This window comes from Herbiconiux sp. VKM Ac-1786 (assembly GCF_015350805.1).
Lineage (GTDB): Bacteria > Actinomycetota > Actinomycetes > Actinomycetales > Microbacteriaceae > Herbiconiux.
This window is the reverse complement of the sequence record NZ_JADKSG010000001.1, coordinates 88368-108917: the sequence shown is the minus strand read 5'-3', so window position 1 is coordinate 108917 and position 20550 is coordinate 88368. Positions and strand designations below refer to the sequence as shown.

The window sequence follows — 20550 nt, the reverse complement described above, 5'->3', positions numbered from 1 at the left end:
AGTGCTGTTCCAGGGCCGCTCGGCCCCGATGAGGACCAGCCGACTAGTCCTCGAAGGTATTCACCATGGCATGTGCGGCCCGCTCCAGGTAGTCCCAGAGCAGCTCCCGGTCGGCCGGCGCGAGCGACAGCGAGTCGACCGCCACGCGCATGTGCGCCAGCCAGCGGTCGCGGGCGTCGGGGTTCACCTTGAACGGGTTGTGGCGCATCCGCAGCCGCGGGTGACCCCGCTCCTCGCTGTAGGTGCCCGGACCGCCCCAGTACTGCTCGAGGAACATCGTCAGCCGGCGCACCGCCCCGTCCCAGTCGTCGGCCGGGTACATCGGCTTCAGCACCGGGTCGGTCTCGACGCCCTGGTAGAACCGCTCGACGAGGGCGACGAAGGTGTCGTGCCCGCCGACCTGCTCGTAGAACGGGTTCACGGGCACCTTCGGTGTGAGATCCATCACGCCTCGTCCTTCGGGGGCTTCGGCGCCTTGGGGGCGCGGGGAGCGCGAGGCGCGCGGGGTGCCCGCGGCGCCTTGGTGAGCGCGGACTCCTGGGCGGCCTGCTGCGTCTCGACCGACTTGGTCTTCGGCGGCCGGGCGCCCTGCACGCTGGCCGCACCCTCGAAGCCCGAGAGCACGACGGTGTTCAGCGAGGGCAGGGTGACACCGATCTCGTCGAGTGACTTCTTCAGACGGATGCGCAGCTCACGCGCCACGTCGTCCTTCGCCGAGGTGCGGGTCTTCACCACGATGCGGATCACGAGCGCCTCGGCCGAGATCGACTCGAGCCCCCAGATCTCGGGCTTCTCGACGATGCGCGAGCGCCACTTGGGCTCGTTCGCCATGGCGGTCGCGGTGGAGAGCATCTTCTCCTGCACGCGATCGAGGTCGGAGTCGTAGGGGATCGCGAGATCGATGATGACGCGCGCCCAGCCCTGCGACATGTTTCCGACACGCAGGATCTCGCCGTTGCGCACGAACCAGAGCGTGCCGTTGACGTCGCGCACCTGCGTGATGCGGATGCCGACCGCCTCCACCACACCGGTGGCCGGGCCGAGGTCGACGACGTCGCCGACGCCGAGCTGATCCTCGAAGACCATGAACAGCCCGTTCAGCACGTCCTTGACGATGTTCTGGGCGCCGAAGCCCAGGCCGGCGCCGAGCGCGGCGGTGAGCAGGGCCAGGGAGCCGAGGATGCTCGAGTCGATCGTCTGCACGATCAGCAGCAGCGAGACGATGACGATCGTGACGTTGATGATGTTCTTCAGCACCGAGCCGAGGGTGCGGGTGCGCTGCACGATGCGCACGGCGGCGAGCGGCGAGGCCACCAGGGCCTGTGTGTCGCTGACGTTCTGCTTGCGCTTGACCCCGTTGACCACCTGATCGACGAGGCGGCGCACCGAGTACAGCAGCACCGCGCGCACGACGAACGCCACGACGATGATGGCGAGAACGCCGAGAGGGATCCGGTAGTCGTGCGTGAAGGAGGCGATGTTCGCCCAGATCATGTTCCAGTCCATATGCCTCGATCCTACGGGCGCACTCTTGGCGGAGCCTCAGAGCGCACCCGCAGGACCGTGGGTGGAACGGAACGGAGCGGGAACCCGGAGCGGGAAGCCCGAGCGCTACCGCGCGTCGCGCGCCTGCGCCGCCAGCGCCCGGTCGACGCCCGCGAGGTTCTCGACCACGAGGCGCCGCAGCGCCGGCGGCTCGCCGTTGCGGTCGAGCCACTGCTGCGTCGCGTCCCGAAGGGCCTGGTTCGCCAGCCCCGCCGGGTACAGCCCGTTGATCACGGCGCTCGCGATCGCGTAGCTGCGGGTCTCCCAGAGCAGCTGCAGCGAGTCGAAGTACTGCTCGACCAGCGGCTCGAACAGGGCGGGGTCGCTGCCGCGCTGGAAGCCGAGCCCGGTGGCGCGCACGATCGCGTTCGGCGCCGTGTCGACGTCGACGAGCGACGCGAACGCCGCCGCCTTGCCCTCGGGCGTCGGGATGGCCGCGCGGGCGTGGGCGGCCGATTGAGCGCCGGAGGCGGTGTTGTCGGCCTCGAGCGTCTCGGCGATCTCGGCCTCGCCGGCCTTGCCACCCGCGACGAGCGCGATCAGCAGCTCCCAGGTGAGGTCGGTGTCGATGTCGAGGCCCTCGAGCACGACGGTGCCGTTCTTCAGGTGGGCGACGTTCTCGAGCTGCTCGTCGGTGGAGGCGAGCGCGGCGAAGAACTTCACGAACTGGAACTGGGCGTCGGAACCCGGAGCCGCGTCGAGCGCGAGGCGCCACAGGGTGGTCGCGGCGTCCTCGACGACGGCGTCACGGGCATCCGGAGCCACATAGCTCGACGCCGTCAGCACGAGCTGGTTCAGCACGGTGCGGATGGTCGTCGACTCGGTCTCGGTGGCGATGTTGCCGAGCACCAGTCGCACGAAGTCGCGCGGGCGGGTCTCGGCGTCGCGCGTGGCGTCCCAGACCGAGCCCCAGACCAGCGAGCGGGCGAGCGGCGACTCGATCGAGGAGAGCTGCTCGATGGCGGTGTCGAGCGAGTAGCCGTCGAGGCGGATCTTGGCGTAGGCCAGGTCGTCGTCGTTCAGCAGCACGATCTCGGGGCGCGAGCGGCCCACCAGCTCGGGCACCGGCGTCGAGTCGCCGTCGACGTCGAGCTCGACGCGGTAGGTGCGCACGAGCTTCTCGCCCTCGCGCTCGTAGAAGCCGATCGCCAGACGGTGCGGGCGGATGGTCGGGTAGTCCAGCGGTGCCTCCTGGGCGACCGCGAAGGAGGTGATGACGTCGTTCTCGTCGTACTCGATCACGGGGCGCAGGGTGTTGACGCCGGCGGTCTCGAGCCAGAGCTCCGACCAGCTGGTGAGGTCGCGGCCGCTGGTGGCCTCGAGCTCGACCATCAGGTCGTTCAGCTCGGTGTTGGAGAACTGGTGCTTGTTCACGTAGGCGGCGACGCCCTTCATGAACTCGTCCTGGCCGACCCAGGCGACGAGCTGCTTCAGCACCGAGGCGCCCTTGGCGTAGGTGATGCCGTCGAAGTTCACCTGCACGTCTTCGAGGTCGTTGATGCGGGCGACGATCGGGTGCGTCGAGGGCAGCTGGTCCTGGCGGTAGGCCCAGCTCTTCTCCATCGCGGCGAAGGTGGTCCAGGCCTCCTTCCACTCCGTGGCCTCGGCGGTGGCGAGGGTCGACATGTACTCGGCGAACGACTCGTTCAGCCACAGGTCGTTCCACCAGCGCATGGTGACGAGGTCGCCGAACCACATGTGGGCGAGCTCGTGCAGGATCGTGACGACGCGGCGCTCCCGCACCGCATCCGTCACCTTCGAGCGGAAGACGTAGGTCTCGGTGAACGTCACCGCACCCGCGTTCTCCATGGCGCCCGCGTTGAACTCGGGCACGAAGAGCTGGTCGTACTTGGCGAAGGGGTAGGGGAAGTCGTACTTCTCCTCGTAGAACGCGAAGCCCTCGCGGGTCTTCTCGAAGATGTACTCGGCGTCCATGTACTGCGCCAGCGACGCCCGGCTGAACACGCCGAGGGGGATCTCGCGGCCGTCAGCGCTCGTCAGCGAGGAGCGCTCGACGATGTAGGGGCCGGCGACGAGCGCGGTGATGTAGCTCGAGATGCGGGGCGTGGGCTCGAACGCCCAGGTGGCCGAGGAGCCCTCGACCGCCACGGTCGGCGACGGCGTGGGGGAGTTGGAGACGACCTCCCAGTAGTCGGGCGCCGTGACCGTGAAGGTGAAGACGGCCTTCAGGTCGGGCTGCTCGAACACTGCGAACATGCGGCGCGAGTCGGGCACCTCGAACTGGCTGTAGAGGTAGACCTCGTCGTCGACCGGGTCGACGAAGCGGTGCAGGCCCTCGCCCGTGTTGGTGTAGACCATGTCGGCGTCGACGACGAGCACGTTCTCGGTCTGCAGGGAGGGCAGCTGGATGCGCACGCCGTCGCTCACCTGGGCGGGGTCGAGCGACTCGCCGTTCAGGGTCACCGCGTGCACCGTGCGGGTGATGGCGTCGATGAACGTCGACGCGCCGACCGCCTCGGGGATGGCGTCGAACGTGACGGTGGTGGTGCTGCGGAACGTCTCGGCACCGGTGGTGAGGTCGAGGACGACGTCGTAGCTCTTCACGTCGACGATGGCGGCGCGTTCGCGGGCTTCTGCGCGGGTGAGGTTTTCTCCAGGCACGGGGCTGCTCTCCTTTTCGATTGCCCGCTCAGCCTAATGCGATGATGGATCCGTGACTTCAGAGAAGACGAGCGTTGATTTCTGGTTCGACCCCTCCTGCCCCTGGGCCTGGATGACCTCCCGCTGGGTCGACGAGGTGGCGGAGCACCGCGACCTCGACGTGACCTGGCACATCATGAGCCTCGCGGTGCTGAACGAGGACCAGGACGTGTCGGAGGAGTACCGGGCCTTCTTCCCGCGCGCCCTCCGATACACCCGCCTCGTCGCCGCGGCCGCCGAGCTGCACGGTCAGCAGATCGTGAAGCCGCTCTACGACGCGCTCGGCATGCGCATCCACCCGGGTGGCAGCACCGATTCCGACGAGGTCATCGCCGGGGCGCTCGCCGAGGTGGGGCTGCCCGCCGAATTCGCCTCCTACGCCGACTCGGAGGAGTACGACCCGCAGATGCGGGCCTCGCACTTCGACGGCATCGAGCGCGTCGGCCAGGATGTCGGCACCCCCGTCATCGCGGTGAACGGCGTCGCCTTCTTCGGGCCCGTGATCAGCCCGGCGCCCACCGGCGAGATGGCGCTGACGCTCTGGGACGGCGTGGTGGCCGCGGCCTCCTACGACGGCTTCTTCGAGCTCAAGCGCAGCCGCACCCGCGGCCCCCAGTTCTGAGGAGACGGTGAGGCGGGTGCCGACGCGCCCGCCCGTCCGGTCGTTCTAAGCTGAGAGCCATGCGCATCCACATCGGCACCGATCATGCCGGGCTCGAGTTCAGCCGCACCATCACCGAGCACCTCACCGCCGCCGGCCACGACGTCGTCGACCACGGCCCCGAGAGCTACGACCCGCTCGACGACTACCCCTCGTTCTGCATCAACGCCGCTCACGGCGTGGTGCAGGACCAGCAGGCCGGTGTCGAGGCGCTCGGCGTCGTCTTCGGCGGCTCGGGCAACGGCGAGCAGATCGCCGCGAACAAGGTCACGGGGGTGCGCGCCGCGCTCGTCTGGAACGAGTCGACCGCGAAGCTCGCCCGGCAGCACAACGACGCCAACGTCATCTCGATCGGTGCCCGTCAGCACACGGTCGAGGAGGCCGTCGCACTGATCGACTGGTTCGTCGCCGAGCCCTTCTCGTTCGAGGAGCGCCACGTGCGCCGCATCGCCCAGCTCGCCGAGTACGAGGCCACCGGGCTCATCGCCGGCCGCAGCGTCGACGCCTAAACCGGGGGCTCCGTCGTGCCCGAGGGTCATTCCGTCCACCGCATCGCGCGGCAGTTCGCCGCGAACTTCGTCGGCCACCGCGTCTCGGCGAGCTCCCCGCAGGGCCGGTTCGCCGAGGGCGCGTCGGTGCTCGACGGCCGCACCCTGACGGGTGCCCGCGCCGTGGGCAAGCAGATGTTCCTCGAGTTCGACGACGGCGTCTGGCTGCGGGTGCACCTCGGCATCTACGGCGCCTGGGACTTCGCGGGCGAGATCACGACCGACGCGACGATCCGCTCGGCCGGGGGCCGGATGGGGCAGACGAACATGCGCGGCACCGACCTCGAGCCCGGTCTCGGTGGGCAGGCCGAGGGGACGATCGACGAGCTCGCCGCCGCGGGGGAGCTGCCCGAGCGCGCGCGGGAGGCGCTGGCGGGAGCGGGAGCAGGCGCCGGCTTGGCTCGCGACGGCGCCGCGGCCGACGAACCCGACGACGCCGACGGCGAGGACTCGGTGCGCTCGATCGGCGCCCCCCGCCGCGCCCGACTCCGCATGTCCGAGCAGGAGAAGGAGACCGAGGAGGAGGGTGACTTCCCGCCGCCCCCGGTCGGCGCCGTGCGGGTGCGCCTGCTCACCGACACCGCCGTCGCCGATCTCCGCGGCCCGACGGCCTGCGAGGTGCTCGACGTCGCCGGCGTCGAGCGCGCCATCGCCAAGCTCGGCCCCGACCCGCTGAACGACGACTCCGCCGAGGCCGAGGAGCGGTTCGTCGAGACGGTGCGCAAGAAGCCCACGCCCATCGGCCTGCTGCTGATGGACCAGAGCGTCGTCAGCGGCATCGGCAACGTCTACCGCGCCGAGATGCTCTTCCGCGCCCGCCTGAACCCGCACACCCCGGGCAAGCAGGTGCCGGTCGACACGGCCCGTGCGCTCTGGCGCGACTGGGTCTACCTGCTCGACCTCGGCGTGCGCACCGGCCAGATGCTCACGATGGACGGCCTCGACGACGAGGCGCAGGCGCTCGCCATGGCGAGCCGCGCCGACCGGCACTGGGTCTACAAGCGCGAGGGCCTGCCCTGCCGCCTCTGCGGAACGAACATCGTGCTCGAGGAGTTCGGCGGCCGGAAGCTCTACTGGTGCCCGAAGGATCAGGCCTGACATGCGACACACCCCCGTCTTCGCCCTCACCGACTCCGCCGTCGTCGCGCAGCTGATCCGCGACCACCCGTGGGCCACGCTCGTCTCGAACACGAGCGAGGGGCTCGTCGCCTCGCACTACCCGGTGCTGGTCGAGGAGGGTTCCGACGGCTCGCTCACGCTGCTCACCCACGTCGGCCGGCCGGACGAGCGGCTGCACGAGCTCGGCGAGCACGAGCTGCTCGTGGTGATCCAGGGGCCCCACGGGTACATCTCGCCGGGCTGGTACGACGAGCATCCGTCGGTGCCCACCTGGAACTTCGTCACCGCCCACCTGCACGGCACCCCGGAACTGCTCGACCCGGCCGAGAACCTGCGTGTGCTCGAGCAGCTGGTCGACCACTTCGAAGAGCGGATGCCCGAGCCGCAGCTCATGCGGGGCACCCTCGAGAACTCGGCCTACGCCGACCGCATCAGCGCGGGCACGGTGGGCCTCCGCATCCCGGTCGAGCGCTTCACCGCCAAGCTGAAGATGAGCCAGAACCGCACCGAGGGCAGCCTCCGCTGCATCGTGGCGGGGCTGGAGGGCGACGGGCCCTACGCCAGCGCCGAGCTCGCGCAGCACGTGCGGCGCGCGAACCCCGCGGTCTTCGGCGACGAGACGCCGGGCCTGCCGAGGGCGACCGCCGAGGCCGCCGGGGCCGACCTCACGAAGGAGACCAGCGGATGACCGGAGACCTCCTCCTCGCGGGCGGACGCCTGCCCGGCAGCACCTCGGAGGGGCGCTTCTCCGACGGCGGGGCCGCCGTCGACATCGTGATCGCCGACGGCGAGATCGCCGTGATCACCCCAGCGGGCGACGGCACCCCGAAGGGCTTCGAGCGCATCGAGCTCGACGGGCGCTGGGTGGTGCCCGGCCTCTGGGACAACCACGTGCACTTCACCTCGTGGGCGGCGGTGGCGCAGCGCCTCGACGTGGCTTCGGCGCGGTCGGCGGCCGAAGCGGCGACGCTTGTGGGGGAGGCCGAGCGGAGCGAAGCGGCCCGCGGCGCGGCCAGCGTAGGCGACAGCGCGGAGGCCGCGTATCCGCTCGTCGGCATCGGGTTCCGCGACGCGCTCTGGCCCGACGAGCCCTCGGCCGCGCTGCTCGACGCCGTGAGCGGCAGCCGGCCCGTGGTGCTGATCTCGGCCGACCTGCACTGCTGCTGGCTGAACACCGCGGCCCTCCGCCGCTTCGGCTTCGACGGCGACGCGGCAGGCAGCCCCCGCGGGGTGCTGCGCGAGGAGCCCGCCTTCGCCGTGCAGCGCGCGCTCGGCGAGCTGCCCGACGCCCTCACCGACGCCTGGGCCCTCGACGCGGCCAGCGCGGCGGCCGCCCGCGGAGTCGTCGGCGTCGTCGACCTCGAGATGACCTGGAACGCCGGCACCTGGGCGCGCCGGGTCGCCGACGGCAACGACCTCCTGCGGGTCGAGTTCGGCGTCTATCCGCAGCACCTCGAGCGCGCGATCGCCGAGGGGCTGCGCACGGGCGAGCCGCTCGCCGGCACGCAGGGACTGGTGCAGGTCGGGCCGTTCAAGGTGATCACCGACGGCTCGCTGAACACCCGCACGGCCTTCTGCTTCGACGAGTACCCCGGCCTCGAGGGCCGGCCGGACGCCCACGGTCAGCTCACCGTGCCGCCCGAGGAGCTCTCGGCGCTGCTCCACCGGGCGCGCGAGGCGGGGCTGGTGCCGGCCGTGCACGCCATCGGCGACCACGCGAACCGCCTCGCGCTCGACGCCTTCGAGGCGCTCGGCGGCGGCGGCTCGCTCGAGCACGCGCAGCTGCTCGACGAAGCCGACATCGCGCGCTTCGCCGGCCTCGGCGTGATCGCGAGCGTGCAGCCCGAGCACGCGATGGACGACCGCGACGTCGCCGAGCGCTACTGGGCCGGCCGCACCGGCCGCGCCTTCGCCCTCGAGAGCCTGCGGGCCGCGGGCGCGACCCTCGCCCTCGGCTCCGACGCCCCGGTCGCGCCCCTCGACCCGTGGGTCACGATGGCGGCCGCGGTCGGGCGCACCCGCGACGGGCGTGAGCCGTGGCACCCCGAGCAGCGCATCCCCGCATCGGCGGCCCTGCTGGCGAGCACCCGGGGTCGCGCCTCGGTGCGCACCGGTCAGGCGGCCGACCTCACGGTGGTGGAGCACGACCCGCTGACGGCGGCTCCGGATGCGCTGCGCACGATGCCCGTCGCCCTCACCCTGCTCGCCGGCCGCGAGACGCACCGCGCCCTCTAGCCCGGCCGGCGTGTGGAGGCCTCGAGGGCCGGCCCGCAGTCGGCGCTGCGACGCGCATCCGGAACCCCGCCCGGAAACGCGAACGGCGGGCCCGCCCGGAGGCGAGCCCGCCGGAGCGGAGGCGGAGGACTACTCCGAGATGTGCGCGAACAGGAACCAGCGATCCTTGTCGAGGCCGCGGGCGATCTCGATCGCCACGTCCTGCGACGAGGCGTCGATCTCGCCGAGCTCGGCGACGGCCTTGTTCACGACGGTGAGCGCCACGTCGATCTGACCGATGATCGCCTGGATCATCGTGTCGGACTTCTGGAAGCCGGCCGGCATCGCGGTGGTGCCGGTCTTCTCGGCGACGGTCTGGATGCGCGCGTCGATCGGCAGGCCCAGGGCGACGACGCGCTCGGCCGCCGTGTCGGCGTACTCCTGCGCGTGGTCGACCACGGTGTCGAGCAGCTCGTGCACGCCGATGAAGTTGGCGCCGCGCACGTGCCAGTGGGCCTGCTTGCCGTTGACCGCGAGGGCCTGCAGCTCGATCACGACGGGGCTGAGGAACTGGGCGGCCGCAGCGGCGACGTCGGGGCTCGTGGTGCTGGCGGGGCTGGTGGTGCGGGTGCCGATGACTTCGGTCATGATGAGGTGTCCTTCCGATCCCTGTGACTCAACGGTACTCAGCAGGAAATGTTCCGCAAGCAAGCTGAGGCAACGCTCACGAAGGTGAGGCGACCCTTGCTAAACGGCCGCTGACGTGGGGAAAGGCGCGCGGATGTACGCGTTGGAGTTCGGCAGGTACATCGTCACGATGGCGACCACGGTGACCAGTGCGTGCGCGATCGCGACGCCGGCGTTGCCCTGGAACTCCAGGGTGATGCCTGCGAGCGCGAGCACGCCGAGGATGGTGAGCGCGTTGCGCGCCCACGGCTTGCCGCGCAGCAGCTTCGCGGCGCAGACGATGCGGAACACGGCGAGCGCCATGATCGCGATGCCCGCGATGACCAGCAGGGCCACCGTGATGGGCGCGTCGACGCCGTCGGTGCCGACCACGAGGGCGACCGCGACGCCCGCGAACAGCACCAGCACACCGCCGATCAGGGCGAGGATCGCCTCGGCGAGCCAGAGGCCGAACGAGAGCTTGATCTCCCAGGGGGAGGCCTCGAGGGGGCGTTCGCCGGTGAACTCGGGGCCGGAGAGGGTGCGGTCTGCCATGGGGGAGCCTTTCGGGGTCGACGGGAACGAGCATCCGTCGCACTGCCCCCAGCACCGACCCTAGGGCACGGGGGGAGTCTCGTCCCACCCCGTTTCGGGGGAGGCGCAGGTGCCGCGAAAGACGTACTGCGACGGCTTCTTGCGCTCGTGGCTGGACCAGTCGATGGCCGGGCGCACCTGATCGGCGGGCAGGTAGCCCAGCCGGTAGACCGCCATCAGCTCGAGCTCGTCGGGCACCTCGAGCAGCGACTCGATCTCGGCCCACTTGCCGGGCACCTCCATCGGGAACGACACGAACTGGATGCCCATGCCGAGCTCCACCGTGCTCAGCCAGACGTTCTCCATGGCCGCGCCCATGCTGAAGACCGAGTAGAACGAGCTCAGCTCGCCCGGCCGGTACTCGGAGCGGTCGAGCATCACACCGAGCAGCAGGGGCGATCCTGCGACGAGCTTGCGGTTCTCCTCGCCGAGGGTCTGCGGCACGCGCAGGCCGTTCATCAGCTTCTGGCCGCGAGGGGTGAAGACCTGCTTGGTGAAGGGGCGCAGCACGGCCGGCAGCTTGTCGAAGAGCATGCCGCTGCGCTTCTCGGCCATCTCCTCGGCGCTGAACCGGAAGTAGGGCTTGTAGCGCTCGAAGAAGGTGCCGTTCGACATCGCCTCGGTCATGCTGTCACCGCTGATGCGGGCGATCTTCTCGATCGTGTCGCGCTCCTCGACGATGACGAAGCGCCAGGGCTGGCTGTTCAGCTGGGACGGGGCGCGGCCCGCGACCTCCATCAGGAGCCGCTGGTGCTCCCGGCTCACCGGGTCGGGCCGGAACGGGCCGTTGGTCGTCTTGCGACGGCGCACGACGTCGAGGAACTCCACGGGACTGCTACCTCCTGGACAGCATCAGGCCGGCCACGAGGAACGGGGCGGCGGTGAGGGCGACGAGCGGATGGCGCGCGGTGCGCGCGCTCACGCGGGGGATGACGACGAGGGGCACGGCCGCGGGGGCCAGGGCGAGGGCCGCGCGGCGGGCCGCGGCCGCGGCGGCGGGGCCGGCGGGGCGGAGCGCGGGCAGCACCGCGGAGGCGGCCGCGGCGCCGGCGAGGGTGCAGGTCGCGATGTACAGCGCGTGGTGCACCCAGCGGACGCGGCGGGTGTCGACGACACCGGCGGCGACCGACGCGCCGAGTGCGCAGTTGACCGCGTAGCTCGTCATCGCCGCGACGAAGAGCGGCTGGGGTGACATGTCGTCAGACTACGCGGCCCGCCCGCGAACGGCAGGGCCCCGGGCGCTGCGGATGCCAGACTGAGAGGGATGACGTCGACCCCGCCGCTGCCGCCTCTGCCGCCCCTCCCGCCGTCGTTCGGCGGGCGCGACGACGACGGCGCGACGCCGCCTGCGCCCGTGCCCGTGCCTGCGCCCGTGGCCGCGCCCGTGAAGGCGGCTGCGCCCGTTCCGGTGCCGGCTCCGGCTCAGGCGGCCGGTCCCGCGGCGGCTCCCGCAGCGCCTCCGGTCGAGCCCAACCGGTGGGAGCTCAAGCGGCCGGGCAACCCGCTGCCCGGCACGGCCCCCACGACGTCGCCCCGTCCCGCGGCGCCCGTGCGGCGCCCGGCGCCGGCTCCGGCGCGACCGGCCGGCACCGCGCACGGCCAGGCGCGCTCGCCGCGCAACCCGTTGCTCGTGCCGGGTCTCCTTCTCGCGGGCATCGCCTTCGTGGTGGTCGTCGTGCTCGGCGTCGTGTTCGCCGTCGGGATGATCGGCGCGGCCACCTCGGGAACGTTCTTCGGCGGCCAGGCGGCCGACGGCGGCGGCCCGGCCGCATCCGGAACCGAGGTCGTGCCGGCGCTCTACGACCAGACCGTGACCTACGACGACGGACTGCAGATCTCGGTCTCGTCGCCCGAGTCGTTCAGCCCCTCGCCCCAGGCCTCGGGCGCCGGCCAGCCCGCGAACATCGCGGTGACCGTCACGGTCTACAACGGCAGCGCGAGCGACTTCGTGCCGGGCACCGTCACCTCGGTGGTGTCGGCCGGTGCGAGCGGCAACCCGATCGTCGACCCGTCGAACGGCATGACGGGGCTGCCGCCGGCGGCGACCGTCGCGCCGGGCGCGACCGCCAGCTACGTCGAGGCCTACTCGGTGGCGGATGCCGACGACGTCGTCTACGTGGTCACCCCCGCGGCGGCGTACCTGCCGGCGCGCTTCTCCCGCTGATCCCTCGCGCCCCGGCGCGCGGCCGCCGACTCAGATCGCGGCGATCTCCTCGCGGAGCGACGCCAGCAGCTCGACGGCCTCGAGCGGCCGCGGCCCCTCCGGCATCAGGTACATCACCGTGAAGCCCTGCTCCCTCGCGCCGCTGAGACTCGCGAGCAGCTCGTCGGCCGATGTGCCGGCGGCGAGACCGCCGATCGTCGTCTTCTCGATCTCGTCGTAGTCGCGGCCGACGTCGTCGCAGTGGCCGCGGAGCACCTCGAGCTTCCGGCCCGCGTCGGGGCCGCCGAAGATGTTGCAGGCGTCGGCGTACTGCGCCACGAGGCGCAGCGTCTTGCGCTCGCCCGAGCCGCCGATCATCAGGTACGGATGCGGCCGGCTGAGCGGGGCGGGCTCGCTCAGCGTGCGGCCGAGCCGGTAGTGCGCGCCCTCGAAGGGCCCGTCGTCGTCGCTCCACATCTGCAGGCAGATGCGGATCGCCTCCTCCAGCCGCTCGAAGCGCTCCTTCATCGGGGGGAACTCGAGGCCGAGGCCCGTGGCCTCCTCCTCGTTCCAGGCGGCGCCGATGCCGAGCCCGGCACGACCGCCGCTCAGCACGTCGAGGGTCGCGATCTGCTTGGCGAGGAGGCCGGGCGCGCGATAGGTCACGCCGGTCACGAGGCAGTGCAGGAGCATCCGCTCGGTGTGAGCGGCCAAAAACCCCAGCGTCGTGTACGCCTCGAGCATCGCGTTCTCGGCGGGGCCGACGCCGCGGATCTGCCAGAGGTGGTCCATCACCGTGAGGCGGGCCACCCCGGCGGCCTCGGCCTCCCGGGCGACGCGCGCCAGGGTGGGGGCGAGCGCGGGGGTGCCGCCCTCGAACGTCAGATTCGCGAGGTGCAGTCCGATCTCCATGGCTGGGAGACTACGCCCGCCTGGTGACGGGCGGGCACGGATCAGCTGAAGCGGTCGAGCGCCAGGTAGACCAGGGCGGCGGTGCCGGCCAGCAGCAGCACGACGACGGTGACCTTCACCACGACGCTGCCGGTGATGCGCTGGGTCGTGCTGTAGAGCTCGGGGCGGTAGAAGCGGCCCTTGGGGTGGTGGGCCTCGGCACGCTCGGCCTTCGCCTTCGCCGTGGGCTTCGCCGGAGCGGGAGCCTGCACCGGCGAAGGCGCCGGCGCCGCGTTCGCGTGGGTGCGCGCGGCCTTGGGTGCCGCCTCGGCGGGGGATTCGGCGGACAGCGCCTCGCGGGCCCTCAGGTCGTCGGCGATCAGCTCGTCGAAGCTCACCTCCTCGACACGGCGTCGGGCGCGGCGGGAGTCCGCGGAGCTGGAGTGGATGCGCGGCTCGTCAGTCGCGGTCATGGCATGGCCTTCCTCGGCCGCCCGGGTCGGATCGTGCGGCATTCTGCACGACGGTAGTAGAAGTAAGGGGGATGGGCAAGCGCCACCGCGTGGAGGGGATGACGGGAATCGAACCCGCGTAATCAGTTTGGAAGACTGAGGCTCTACCATTGAGCTACATCCCCGAGCAGGGCTCACGCCCGGCACCCGACACATCGTAGTACAGCTTCGAACGGGCTGTGTGACCGGCACCGGGGGGTGCACTAGACTTGCCGAGGCCATTTCGCCGCCGGGGCGTAGCTCAGCTTGGCTAGAGCGCCCGCTTTGGGAGCGGGAGGTCGCAGGTTCGAATCCTGTCGCCCCGACACGACGTACGAACCTCGAATCAACCACAGGAGACACTCAACGTGAAGACCACGGTCGAAAAGCTCAGCCCCACGCGTGTGAAGATCGCCATCTTCGTCACCCCCGACGAGCTGAAGCCCAGCATCGATCACGCCTACAGCCACATCGCCGAGCAGGTCAACATCCCCGGCTTCCGCAAGGGCAAGGTGCCGCCGCCCATCATCAACCAGCGCGTCGGCAAGGCCGCGGTGCTCGAGCACGCCGTCAACGAGGGCCTCGACCGCTTCTACCGCGACGCCGTCACCGAGAACGAGCTGCGCCCGCTCGGCCGCCCGCAGGCCGACATCGTCGAGTGGCCCAAGGCCGAGGACTTCTCGGGTGACCTCGAGCTCGCCATCGAGGTCGACGTGCGCCCCGAGATCGAGCTGCCCGACTACGAGGGCTTCGAGGTCACCGTCGAGCCCGCCGTCGTCGAAGACAGCGACGTCGACGAGGAGCTCGAGCGCCTGCGCAGCCGCTTCGGCACCCTGGTCACCGTCGACCGCCCCGCCAAGACGGGCGACTTCGCCCAGCTCGACCTCGTCGCCATGGTCGACGACGTCGAGGTCGACACCGCCTCGGGCATCTCCTACGAGATCGGTTCGGGCGAGCTGCTCGAGGGCATCGACGAGGCGCTCGACACACTCACCGCCGGTGAGACCACCACCTTCGAGGCCCCGCTGCTCGGCGGCGAGCACGCCGGCCGCGACGCCCTCGTCACGGTCACGCTCAACTCCGTCAAGGAGCGCGAGCTGCCCGAGGCCGACGACGACTTCGCGCAGATCGCCAGCGAGTTCGACACCCTCGACGAGCTGAAGAACTCGCTCAAGGAGCAGGTCGAGAAGCAGAAGGCGTTCGGTCAGGCCTCCGAGGCCCGCACCAAGATCGTCGAGAGCCTGCTCGAGAAGGTCGAGATCCCGGTTCCCCCGGCGCTGATCGAGGACGAGGTGCACCGTCACCTCGAGAGCGAGAACCGCCTGGAGGACGAGGAGCACCGCGCCGAGGTCACGGCCTCGAGCGAGAGCACCTTCAAGACGCAGATCCTGCTCGACGCGGTCGTCGACCGCGAAGAGGTCAAAGTCTCGCAGGACGAGCTGACCCAGTACCTCATCCAGTCGGCCGCGCAGTACGGCATGGAACCGAACGAGTTCGTCAAGATCCTGTCCGAGTCGAACCAGATCCCCGCGATGGTGGCCGAGGTCGCCCGCAACAAGGCGCTCGCGATCGTGCTGTCGAAGGCGAAGGTCGTCGACACGAACGGCAAGGCCGTCGACATCTCCGAGTTCACCGTGCTGGCCGACGACGACGCCGACGCCGAGAACCTGGTCGGCATCGAGTCCGCCGACGAGCACGAGGGCCACGACCACGAGGGCCACTCGCACTAGTCGCACCCTGACGACAGGGCCCGCATCCGAGCACCGGATGCGGGCCCTTCGTCGTTCGCGGAGCATCCGGAGCCCCGGCTCGGCTCTGCCGACGGCGAACACGGGAGCCGGAGTGCACCGGCTCCAGTAGATTCAAACCACTGCAAGTGAATTGGAGCGACACACATGGCCGATCAGGCTTTCCCCTCAACTGTCTTCGACCGACTGCTGAAGGACCGCATCATCTGGCTCGGGTCCGAGGTTCGCGATGACAACGCGAACGAGATCTGCGCCAAGATCCTGCTGCTCGCGGCTGAAGACCCCAAGCGCGACATCTTCCTCTACATCAACTCACCCGGTGGCTCCATCACGGCCGGCATGGCGATCTACGACACGATGAAGTTCGTGCCGAACGACATCGTCACGGTGGGCATCGGAATGGCGGCCTCGATGGGCCAGTTCCTGCTCACCTCGGGCACCAAGGGCAAGCGCTACATCACGCCCAACGCGCGGGTGCTGCTGCACCAGCCGCACGGTGGCTTCGGTGGAACGGCCTCCGACATCCAGACGCAGGCGCAGCTCATCCTGAGCATGAAGCAGCGTCTCGCCGAGATCACCGCCGCGCAGACGGGCAAGTCCGTCGAGCAGGTCAACGAGGACGGCGACCGCGACCGCTGGTTCAGCGCGCAGGAGGCCCTCGAGTACGGCTTCGTCGACCACGTGCGCGAGTACGCCACCGACGTCGCGGGCGGCGGCGGCACCATCGACGCCCCCTCCACCCTGTAGTCGCAATCGCATCCCAGAGAACAGGTAAAGAGAACATGGAAACCCCCACTTTCGGTGCGAGCGCCTACCGCAACGGCACCATGCCGAGCGACCGCTACATCCTCCCGAGCTTCGAGGAGCGCACGGCCTACGGCTTCAAGCGCCAGGACCCGTACGCGAAGCTCTTCGAGGACCGCATCATCTTCCTCGGCGTGCAGATCGACGACGCCTCGGCCGACGACGTCATGGCCCAGCTGCTCGTGCTCGAGTCGCAGGACCCTGACCGCGACATCGAGATGTACATCAACTCTCCCGGTGGCTCGTTCACCGCGATGACGGCGATCTACGACACGATGCAGTACGTGCGCCCGCAGATCCAGACCGTGTGCCTCGGTCAGGCGGCGTCGGCTGCTGCCGTGCTGCTCGCGGCGGGCACGCCCGGCAAGCGCCTCGCGCTGCCGAACGCGCGCATCCTGATCCACCAGCCCGCCACCGGGCAGGGCGGCGGCCAGGCCTCCGACATCGAGATCCAGGCCCGCGAGATCATGCGCATGCGCACCTGGCTCGAGAGCACGCTGTCGCACCACTCGAACCGCTCGCACGAGCAGGTCTCGAAGGACATCGACCGCGACAAGATCCTCTCGGCCGACGAAGCGCTCGAGTACGGTCTGATCGACCAGGTGCTGAGCTCCCGCAAGGCCGTGCCGGCCCTGGTCAGCTGACCTCAGTCACGGCATGACGCCACCGGCCCGCCCCCTCGGGGGAGGGCTCACCGACAGCCGGGTCATCCGCAGAGCATCGCTCTCGGCGGATGCCCCGGCTGTCGCCGTCTCGTGGCCCCTCACGGTGCCGGCCGTCGCCGCCCTCCGCGACGGCCTCGAGCTCGGCCCCGGCGTGACCTTCCTCGTCGGCGAGAACGGCACCGGCAAGTCCACGGTGCTCGGCTACTTCAGCTATCTGGGCGGGATGCCCGGGTCGCCCGACGGCGACCTGCACGAGATGAGCCACGGCGAGTCGTTCCTGGCGCTGCTCGACCGCAAGATCGACAGCCCGGGCTTCTTCTGCCTCGACGAGCCGGAGGCGGCGCTGTCGTTCCAGTCGACGCTGCGCTACCTCGGGCGACTGGACGAGCTGGCGAAGGCCGGGGCGCAGATCGTGTGCGCCACGCACTCGCCGGTGCTGGCGTCGCTTCCGGGGGCGAGGGTGCTCGAGTTCGGGGAGTGGGGCATCCGCGAGGCCGCGTGGGAGGAGCTCGAGCTCGTCGCGCACTGGCGGAACTACCTGCAGGCGCCGGGCCGGTACCTGCGGCACCTGCTCGACTGAGCGGCGGGCCAGCCCGGGCGGGCGGCACGGGCGGGCGGCGGCACGGGTAGGTCACGAATGCGGGTCGGTGTCGGTGCTTGTCGGGGGTTCGGGTTAGGCTCGACGGAATACAGCTTGAGGAGAGTGGGCATGGCACGCATAGGGGAGAGCGCCGACCTGCTGAAGTGCTCGTTCTGCGGAAAGAGCCAGAAGCAGGTCCAGCAGCTCATCGCCGGTCCCGGCGTCTACATCTGCGACGAATGCGTGGAGCTCTGCAACGAGATCATCGAGGAGCGGCTCTCCGAGGCCAGCGAAGAGGCGGCCGGAGAGTTCGAGCTGCCGAAGCCGAAGGAGATCTACTCCTTCCTCGAGGAGTACGTCATCGGTCAAGACGCCGCCAAGCGCGCGCTGTCGGTGGCCGTCTACAACCACTACAAGCGCACCAAGGCGCGCACCACGATCGTCTCGGCCGAGGCCCAGGCCAGCGAGGTCGAGATCGCCAAGAGCAACATCCTGCTGATCGGCCCCACCGGCTGCGGCAAGACCTATCTGGCGCAGACGCTCGCCAAGCGCCTCAACGTGCCGTTCGCCGTCGCCGACGCCACCGCCCTCACCGAGGCCGGCTACGTCGGTGAAGACGTCGAGAACATCCTGCTGAAGCTCATCCAGGCCGCCGACTACGACGTCAAGCGGGCCGAGACGGGCATCATCTACATCGACGAGGTCGACAAGATCGCCCGCAAGGCCGAGAACCCCTCGATCACGCGCGACGTGTCGGGTGAGGGCGTGCAGCAGGCGCTGCTGAAGATCCTCGAGGGCACGGTCGCCAGCGTTCCGCCGCAGGGCGGCCGCAAGCACCCGCACCAGGAGTTCATCCAGATCGACACGACGAACGTGCTGTTCATCGTGGCGGGCGCCTTCGCCGGGCTCGAGGAGATCATCTCCCAGCGGGCCGGCAAGCGCGGCATCGGGTTCAACTCACCGCTCTACAGCAAGAAGGCCGACGCCAACCTGTTCGGCGAGGTGCTGCCCGAAGACCTGCACAAGTTCGGGCTGATCCCCGAGTTCATCGGCCGGCTGCCCGTCGTCACCACGGTGACGCCGCTCGACCAGGCCGCGCTGATGCAGATCCTCACCGAGCCGCGCAACGCGCTCGTCCGGCAGTATCAGCGCATGTTCGAGCTCGACGGCGTCGACCTCGAGTTCGAGCACGACGCGCTCGAGTCCATCGCCGACCTCGCCGTGCTGCGGCAGACCGGTGCCCGCGGGCTCCGCGCCATCCTCGAGGAGGTGCTCGGGCCGATCATGTTCGAGGTGCCCTCCACCGACGAGGTCGCCCGCGTCATCGTCACCAAGGAGACGGTGCTCGAGAACGCGGCCCCCACCATCGTGCCCCGCAAGCCGCGGCGCGAGGAGAAGTCGGCGTAGCCGCGCGACCACGACGCAGAACGAAGGGCCGCTCCGGTGGGAGCGGCCCTTCGTCGTTCCCGCCTACGACCGGAACAGCCCGCTGTACGCGTTCAGCGCGAGCTGCCCGCCGAGGTGCGCGTAGAGCACCGTGCTCGTGGCGGGGATCTCCTTCGACTGCACCAGGTCGATCAGGCCGGCCAGCGACTTGCCCTCGTATACGGGGTCGGTGATCATCGCCTCCAGCTCGGCGCCCAGCCGGATGGCCTCGAGCGTCGAGTCGACCGGGATGCCGTAGAGGTCGCCCGCCCACCCCTCGAGCACCTCGATCTCGTCGTCGCGCAGCTCCCGCCCGAGCTCGATCAGCGACGCGGTGTGCCGCGCGATCCGCGCCACCTGGTCCCGCGTCTTCTCCAGGGTCGCCGAGGCGTCGATGCCGATCACACGGCGGGGCCGATCTTGCCCGGCGAAGCCCGCGATCATGCCGGCGTGCGTCGACCCCGTCACCGTGCAGACCACGATCGTGTCGAAGAACACCCCGAGCTCGCGCTCCTGCTGCTCGACCTCGTAGGCCCAGTTGGCGAAGCCGAGCCCGCCGAGGTGGTGCTCGGACGCACCGGCCGGGATCGGGTACGGCGTGCCGCCGTCGGCGATCACCTCGTCGATCGCCTGCTGCCAGCTCGACCGGATGCCGATGTCGAACCCGGCGGAGTCGAGCGTGACCTTCGCGCCCATGATCCGCGAGAGCTGGATGTTGCCCACCCGGTCGCTCAGCGGGTCGGGCCAGTCGACCCAGTTCTCCTGCACCAGCCGGGCCTTCAGCCCCAGCTTCGCGGCCACGGCGGCGACCTGCCGGGTGTGATTGGACTGGTAGCCCCCGATCGACACCAGCGTGTCGGCACCGCTCGCCAGAGCATCCGGAACCAGGTACTCGAGCTTGCGGATCTTGTTGCCCCCGAAGGCCAGACCGCTCGACACGTCCTCGCGCTTGGCCCAGACCTGGGCGCCCCCGAGGTGCTGGGAGAGCCGGGGCAGGTGGTGCACGGGGCTCGGCCCGAAGGTCAGCGGGTAGCGCGGGAAGTCGGCGAGTGCCATGGGGCTCCAGACGGTCGGGACGATCGAGACGGACGAATGCTTCCATGCAATATATCGCACCGTCCGTCAGTACGATGAAGCATGCCCGTTCCCTCCTCGACGGCCGTGCGTGCCCGCACGCTGCTGCGCGACGACGTCTACCTGACGCTCCGCGCCGCGATCGTCGACGGCACCCTCGAACCGGGTGAGCGCCTCCGTGACCCCGAGCTCGAGCTCTGGCTCGGGGTGAGCCGCACCCCGATCCGCGAGGCGATGCTGCGGCTCGAGCGCGCCGGCCTCGTGATCACCCGGCCCGGCCGGGCGACCATGGTGGCCCCGGTCGACGGGCCCGAGGTGACGGATGCGCAGCAGGTCGCCGCGTCGCTGCACGAACTGGCGGCCCGACTCTCCGTGCCCCGGCTGGCGGCCGACGACCTCGAGCGTCTGCGCACCGCCGCGGACGACTTCGCCGCCGCCCTCGACGACGACGACGTCGACCGCGCCCTCGAGGCCGACGACCGCTTCCATGCGGTCTTCGTCGAGGCGAGCGGCAACCGGATGATCGTGGAGGTGCTCGACGGGGCCACCGCCGTGCTGCGCCGCGTGGAGCGCCTCCGCTTCTCCTCGCTCGACGGCCGCGGATCGGTCGAGCAGCACGAGCGCATCCTGGCCGCCGCGACCGCCGGCGACGCCGAGCTCGCCGCCCGGCTCACCCGCGAGAACTGGCTCGCCCTCACCCTCGGAAAGGCGTCTGACTGAC

Annotated in this window: 22 protein-coding genes and 2 tRNA genes; 13 read left to right on the top strand and 11 right to left on the bottom strand. The window is 70.5% G+C overall.

Annotation, left to right across the window (positions count from 1 at the left end):
- Positions 1-43: 43 nt before the first annotated feature.
- The 3 genes from ITJ64_RS00530 to pepN all read right to left on the bottom strand — a co-directional run bounded on the left by ITJ64_RS00530 (position 44) and on the right by pepN (position 4167).
- Positions 44-445 (bottom strand): globin, encoded by a 402-nt coding sequence (locus ITJ64_RS00530; RefSeq protein ID WP_194680653.1) that lies wholly within the window; start codon positions 443-445, stop codon positions 44-46.
- Complete coding sequence (locus ITJ64_RS00525; RefSeq protein ID WP_194678838.1) at positions 445-1506, bottom strand: mechanosensitive ion channel domain-containing protein; 1062 nt, start codon at positions 1504-1506, stop codon at positions 445-447. Before ITJ64_RS00525 ends, ITJ64_RS00530 begins: the two co-directional genes overlap by 1 nt.
- Positions 1507-1611: 105 nt before the next feature.
- Complete coding sequence (pepN, locus tag ITJ64_RS00520) at positions 1612-4167, bottom strand: aminopeptidase N (protein ID WP_194678837.1); 2556 nt, start codon at positions 4165-4167, stop codon at positions 1612-1614.
- 52 nt (positions 4168-4219) lie between these two features.
- Between pepN and ITJ64_RS00515 the strand changes: the two genes are divergently transcribed.
- Genes ITJ64_RS00515 through ITJ64_RS00495 form a run of 5 tightly spaced genes read left to right on the top strand, consistent with a single transcriptional unit; the run spans position 4220 to position 8769 of the window.
- Positions 4220-4828 (top strand): DsbA family protein, encoded by a 609-nt coding sequence (locus tag ITJ64_RS00515; RefSeq protein ID WP_194678836.1) that lies wholly within the window; start codon positions 4220-4222, stop codon positions 4826-4828.
- A gap of 59 nt (positions 4829-4887) precedes the next feature.
- The gene (locus tag ITJ64_RS00510; protein ID WP_179547846.1) at positions 4888-5376 is read left to right on the top strand and encodes a ribose-5-phosphate isomerase; all 489 of its coding nucleotides are present in this window, start codon (positions 4888-4890) and stop codon (positions 5374-5376) included.
- Between the two features lie 15 nt (positions 5377-5391).
- On the top strand, positions 5392-6513 hold the full coding sequence (locus ITJ64_RS00505; protein WP_194678835.1) for a DNA glycosylase: 1122 nt from the start codon (positions 5392-5394) through the stop codon (positions 6511-6513).
- Position 6514: 1 nt separating this feature from the next.
- Entirely contained in the window at positions 6515-7222 is a 708-nt protein-coding gene (locus tag ITJ64_RS00500) for an FMN-binding negative transcriptional regulator (protein ID WP_194678834.1), read from the top strand.
- Positions 7219-8769, top strand: coding sequence for an amidohydrolase (locus tag ITJ64_RS00495; protein ID WP_194678833.1), 1551 nt, complete (start codon positions 7219-7221; stop codon positions 8767-8769). Before ITJ64_RS00500 ends, ITJ64_RS00495 begins: the two co-directional genes overlap by 4 nt.
- Positions 8770-8898: 129 nt before the next feature.
- On the opposite strand, the gene ITJ64_RS00490 is transcribed toward ITJ64_RS00495, so the two are convergent.
- From ITJ64_RS00490 to ITJ64_RS00475, 4 genes are all read right to left on the bottom strand, one after another.
- Entirely contained in the window at positions 8899-9396 is a 498-nt protein-coding gene (locus ITJ64_RS00490; RefSeq protein WP_194678832.1) for a Dps family protein, read from the bottom strand.
- 99 nt (positions 9397-9495) lie between these two features.
- A complete protein-coding gene (locus ITJ64_RS00485) occupies positions 9496-9969 on the bottom strand; it encodes a hypothetical protein (protein ID WP_194678831.1) in 474 nt (157 codons plus the stop codon).
- Between the two features lie 60 nt (positions 9970-10029).
- On the bottom strand, positions 10030-10836 hold the full coding sequence (locus ITJ64_RS00480) for a nitroreductase family protein (protein WP_194678830.1): 807 nt from the start codon (positions 10834-10836) through the stop codon (positions 10030-10032).
- Between the two features lie 7 nt (positions 10837-10843).
- Entirely contained in the window at positions 10844-11203 is a 360-nt protein-coding gene (locus tag ITJ64_RS00475) for a hypothetical protein (protein WP_194678829.1), read from the bottom strand.
- 69 nt (positions 11204-11272) lie between these two features.
- Here ITJ64_RS00475 and ITJ64_RS00470 point away from each other — a divergent pair, with 69 nt between their 5' ends.
- Positions 11273-12172 carry a hypothetical protein gene (locus ITJ64_RS00470; protein WP_194678828.1) on the top strand — a complete coding sequence of 300 codons (900 nt, stop codon included), beginning with the start codon at positions 11273-11275 and terminating at the stop codon, positions 12170-12172.
- A 30-nt stretch (positions 12173-12202) separates the two neighbouring features.
- Here ITJ64_RS00470 and ITJ64_RS00465 read toward each other — a convergent pair whose 3' ends face one another.
- From ITJ64_RS00465 to ITJ64_RS00455, 3 genes are all read right to left on the bottom strand, one after another.
- A complete protein-coding gene (locus tag ITJ64_RS00465; RefSeq protein WP_194678827.1) occupies positions 12203-13063 on the bottom strand; it encodes an LLM class F420-dependent oxidoreductase in 861 nt (286 codons plus the stop codon).
- Positions 13064-13104: 41 nt separating this feature from the next.
- Positions 13105-13515: a hypothetical protein gene (locus ITJ64_RS00460; RefSeq protein ID WP_194678826.1), complete on the bottom strand. Its 411-nt coding sequence runs from the start codon at positions 13513-13515 to the stop codon at positions 13105-13107.
- 90 nt (positions 13516-13605) lie between these two features.
- Positions 13606-13679, bottom strand: a tRNA-Gly gene (locus ITJ64_RS00455).
- A 105-nt stretch (positions 13680-13784) separates the two neighbouring features.
- Here ITJ64_RS00455 and ITJ64_RS00450 point away from each other — a divergent pair.
- The 6 genes from ITJ64_RS00450 to clpX all read left to right on the top strand — a co-directional run bounded on the left by ITJ64_RS00450 (position 13785) and on the right by clpX (position 18737).
- Positions 13785-13859, top strand: a tRNA-Pro gene (locus ITJ64_RS00450).
- 42 nt (positions 13860-13901) lie between these two features.
- Positions 13902-15263, top strand: coding sequence for a trigger factor (tig, locus tag ITJ64_RS00445; protein WP_194678825.1), 1362 nt, complete (start codon positions 13902-13904; stop codon positions 15261-15263).
- A gap of 165 nt (positions 15264-15428) precedes the next feature.
- A complete protein-coding gene (locus ITJ64_RS00440; protein ID WP_173183815.1) occupies positions 15429-16028 on the top strand; it encodes an ATP-dependent Clp protease proteolytic subunit in 600 nt (199 codons plus the stop codon).
- A gap of 35 nt (positions 16029-16063) precedes the next feature.
- Positions 16064-16729 (top strand): ATP-dependent Clp protease proteolytic subunit, encoded by a 666-nt coding sequence (locus tag ITJ64_RS00435; protein ID WP_194678824.1) that lies wholly within the window; start codon positions 16064-16066, stop codon positions 16727-16729.
- Between the two features lie 13 nt (positions 16730-16742).
- Positions 16743-17330 (top strand): AAA family ATPase, encoded by a 588-nt coding sequence (locus ITJ64_RS00430; protein WP_194678823.1) that lies wholly within the window; start codon positions 16743-16745, stop codon positions 17328-17330.
- A 129-nt stretch (positions 17331-17459) separates the two neighbouring features.
- Positions 17460-18737, top strand: coding sequence for an ATP-dependent Clp protease ATP-binding subunit ClpX (clpX, locus tag ITJ64_RS00425; RefSeq protein WP_194678822.1), 1278 nt, complete (start codon positions 17460-17462; stop codon positions 18735-18737).
- Positions 18738-18800: 63 nt separating this feature from the next.
- On the opposite strand, the gene ITJ64_RS00420 is transcribed toward clpX, so the two are convergent.
- Positions 18801-19811 (bottom strand): 1-aminocyclopropane-1-carboxylate deaminase, encoded by a 1011-nt coding sequence (locus tag ITJ64_RS00420; protein WP_194678821.1) that lies wholly within the window; start codon positions 19809-19811, stop codon positions 18801-18803.
- Between the two features lie 81 nt (positions 19812-19892).
- Between ITJ64_RS00420 and ITJ64_RS00415 the strand changes: the two genes are divergently transcribed.
- Positions 19893-20549 carry a GntR family transcriptional regulator gene (locus ITJ64_RS00415; protein ID WP_194678820.1) on the top strand — a complete coding sequence of 219 codons (657 nt, stop codon included), beginning with the start codon at positions 19893-19895 and terminating at the stop codon, positions 20547-20549.
- Position 20550 lies beyond the last annotated feature (1 nt).